General features: G+C 67.6%; 4 protein-coding genes. All 4 read left to right on the plus strand.

The genetic code is table 11. From position 1 onward, the window contains the following. Positions 1–541: type II secretion system F family protein (locus tag GPA_RS06970; RefSeq protein ID WP_167536612.1), on the plus strand; the 541-nt coding region annotated here is incomplete at its 5' end. Between the two features lie 15 nt (positions 542–556). Next, entirely contained in the window at positions 557–2,560 is a 2,004-nt protein-coding gene (locus GPA_RS06975) for an RICIN domain-containing protein (RefSeq protein ID WP_041239219.1), read from the plus strand. A 57-nt stretch (positions 2,561–2,617) separates the two neighbouring features. Next, a complete protein-coding gene (locus GPA_RS17365; RefSeq protein ID WP_083808963.1) occupies positions 2,618–2,803 on the plus strand; it encodes a type II toxin-antitoxin system HicA family toxin in 186 nt (61 codons plus the stop codon). 23 nt (positions 2,804–2,826) lie between these two features. Beyond that, the coding region (locus GPA_RS19005) for a type II toxin-antitoxin system HicB family antitoxin (RefSeq protein ID WP_041239220.1) at positions 2,827–3,250 on the plus strand (424 nt) is incomplete at its 3' end.

Raw genomic sequence — 3,250 nt, forward strand, 5'->3', positions numbered from 1 at the left:
CACCGCCGTGGGCATGGCGGCCGTTGTCGGATGGACGGTGCCGCGCTTCGCCATCGCGCGGGCGGCTGACCGCCGACGTCGGGCGATCGAGGCGCAGCTACCCGACGCCATGGAGCTGCTGGGCATCGCGATAGCGGCCGGATCGCCGGTGGAGCAGTGCTTCAGGGAGGTGGCGCAGAACCTCCGGCCGCCGCTCTCGGGCGAGTTCGAGGCCGTCGACCGCGAGGTGAACCTGCTGGGCCATTCCCGCGAGCAGGCGCTCGACCATCTGGCGGCGCGGTGCGCGAGCCGGGACGTCTCGGCGTTCGTCGCCCAGCTCGCCCAGGCGGTGAGCCAGGGCTCCTCCATCGCCGAGGGCCTGTCGTCCCAGGCGGCCCTCGCCCGCGAGACGGCGCAGGCGGCGGCCCTCGAACGTATCCGCAAGATGCCGACCAAACTGGACGTGGTGCTGTCGTTCTGCTTCCTGCCGCCCACCATCGCGCTCGTCGTCGTGCCGACGGTAGTGGACCTGCTGGAGTTTCTGAACGACACGCTGCAATGAGGGAAGGAGGCCGCCATGGCCGGGCAGAAGGGGAACGGTGCGGCTTTCGATGCCGTGCAACCGCGTGATCGCGCCATCGCACGGCGCAGATTTTTAGGCTTAGGGGGTGCGGCGGCGCTTTCGCTCTTGCTGGCGCCGCGTCTGGCCTGGGGCGGCGTGGGGGGTGGCAGCTGGGGGAGCGCCGGAGCGACTGCGCACCCCGGATCCCATTTCGGCTACGACGGGGGCTGGGGGTATTCCAGCAACGGCAAGGTGTGGCTCGCGGTGAGCTGCAACGCCACCGTCGGGCGCATGACCGAGCTGTTCTTGGAAGTGAGCGTGACCTCTTACTACGCGAACGGCGGGGTGTGGTCGCCCACCTGGTTCACCGATTACCCCGACACGCACGTCGACTCGTTCGTGCGCAACGGGGCGGGGGTCTGGCTGTCCTCCACGAGCGGCTTTTACGACACCACGTACGATTGCGCATGGTTCCAAGGTCCCTATGCCACGCACCGCCTGCGCGTGGCACGGGAGGCCTGGGACTGGTGGTCGTGGGCCGGGGTGCGCGCCTGGTGCGACTCTCCCGACAGCGCCTACGGCATCAACACCACGGCCGAGGCATCGCAGCTGATCCCGCACCATCCGCTCGTCGACGACCGCTCGTGGCAGGGCAGGATCGTCACCTTGCGCCCCGAGGCTGCGCCCCACCTGCGTCTCGACGCCGCCGGGGGAGGCACGGCGAACGGGACCAACATCATAGGCTGGAGCGCGTCGGACTACACGAACCAGCACTGGCTCGTGCTCACGAGCGCCCAGGGCCGCACGTGCCTCGTGCCCGTGCACACGGGCGAGGCGCCGCTTTTCGCCGATGTGTCCAGCAATGACTGGAACGACGGCGACAACGTGCACCTCTGGAGCGGCACGGGCGGCTGGAACCAGTCGTTCTGGCTGCATGACCTGGGCACGGGCTACCATATGATCGTGCCCGAATGCTCTGGCTGCGCCCTCGACCTGGAGGGCGGCGGGCAGGGCAACGGCACGAACGTGGCGCAATGGAACTGCTATGGCGATTGGGGCAACCCCAACCAGCACTGGGCCTTGGAAGAGCCGCTGTTCCGCGAGCGGGAGCCGGGCGCGCTGACGCTCTCGGCAGCAGGCGGCACCGCCGATGCGGGTGCGGGTGGGGCCGGGGAGGTTGAGCCGGGTGCGGCGCTCTCGCCCACCGACCCCGACCTCGCTTGCCTGCCGCGCAACTACCCGGGAACGGCGGGCATGGGCTACCGGTACGCCTGGTATCGCGGTGGGGCGCCGGGGGAGCGCGCGGAATGCGTTCGAGGCCCGAGCGAGGAGCCGGCGTACGAGGTGGCCGAGGTTGATGAGGGCGCGTACCTCGTCTGCGTGGTGACGGCCTATGCGCGCTACGGCAACGTGTCGTACCGGGGCGAGGCCGAAACCGCATCGGTGCACGTCCGCTCCCTCCGTGCACGCGTGCGCTTCTTCGCCGACGCCGATGCAGAGCCGTGCTTTGCGGACCAGCTGGACCGCGGGAGCGCTTATACCGTGCCGCAAGCTGCCTGGCAGGCGGCGGCGAAGCCCGACTGTGCTGGCGTGGACGGCTGGTACCGCGATGCGTCCTGCACTGAGGCCTTCGTTGGGGGCGCTCTGGTCGAAGACGACCTCGACCTGTTCGCGTGCAACCGCGTGGAGCTGACGTACGCCCAAGCAGACCGCTCCTGCCTGCTGGCCTCGCCGCGCGCGTACTACCTCGACGAGGCATGCGAGCACCCGCTGCCCGACCCGTCGGCCTTGCTGCCGCCCCAGGCAATGCTCCGTTACGGCGGCCGCGTGTCCTTCGCCCGCGGGGCGAGCGCATGGTACGAGGATATGGGCCGCGTTCGCGAGGCGTCGTGCGCCCTGGGCGCCTACGCCGCCCCCGACGCGGCCGACCTCCCGCTCCGCAGCGCCCGACTCACTCGCAATACGACGGCCTACCTTTTGTGGCGCACCCCCGCCTACGACGGCATCTCGCTCTCATGATGTAAACCTTACTCTTGAGAAATACTTACTCGTGCGTTATAGTAAAAGGAGCGAAAAATGCCGCCTAAACCATCAAAAGTGTACCGTCGTCTTCTCAAGGAGGGTTGGCGGGATTCAGGATTGGGCAAAGGCTCGCACAGAGTGCTTACCAAAAACGGCGTAACGATAACCATTCCCTATCATGCCCGCGAGTTCAAAAAAGGGCTTTGGGAGACTATCAAGAAGCGCGCTGGCTGGCGATGAGGGTTTTGCTGAAAGGAGTCGACATGCGCTACACCTATCCAGTGCTCGTCATCGAGGACGAGCTTGGTGGCTACTGCACGTACCTGAACGATTTTGACCAGGTGACGCAGGGGGACAACATCGCCGAGGCCATCGAGATGGGGGCGGATCTTCTCGAGATCATGCTCGACGACTACCTCCAGCTCGACAAGCCCCTCCCCAAGCCGACGTACCCGACGGAGCACGAGGGTCTGCTCGTGGCTATCTCGGTTGACGTGAACACCGAGCGCGGTCTGCTCACCACGCGGATGGCCGCGATCGAGCTCGGCGTGAGCGACGCTCGCGTGCGGCAGATGGTGTGCTCGGGCCAGCTGGCCTCCAAGAAGATCGGCCGCGACAACTACGTCTACCTGTGGAGCATCCGCGAGCGCCAGGCCAACCCGCCGAGGCCCGGCCGCCCTAGGAAGA

Source organism: Gordonibacter pamelaeae 7-10-1-b (genome assembly GCF_000210055.1).
In the GTDB taxonomy this organism is placed as follows: domain Bacteria; phylum Actinomycetota; class Coriobacteriia; order Coriobacteriales; family Eggerthellaceae; genus Gordonibacter; species Gordonibacter pamelaeae.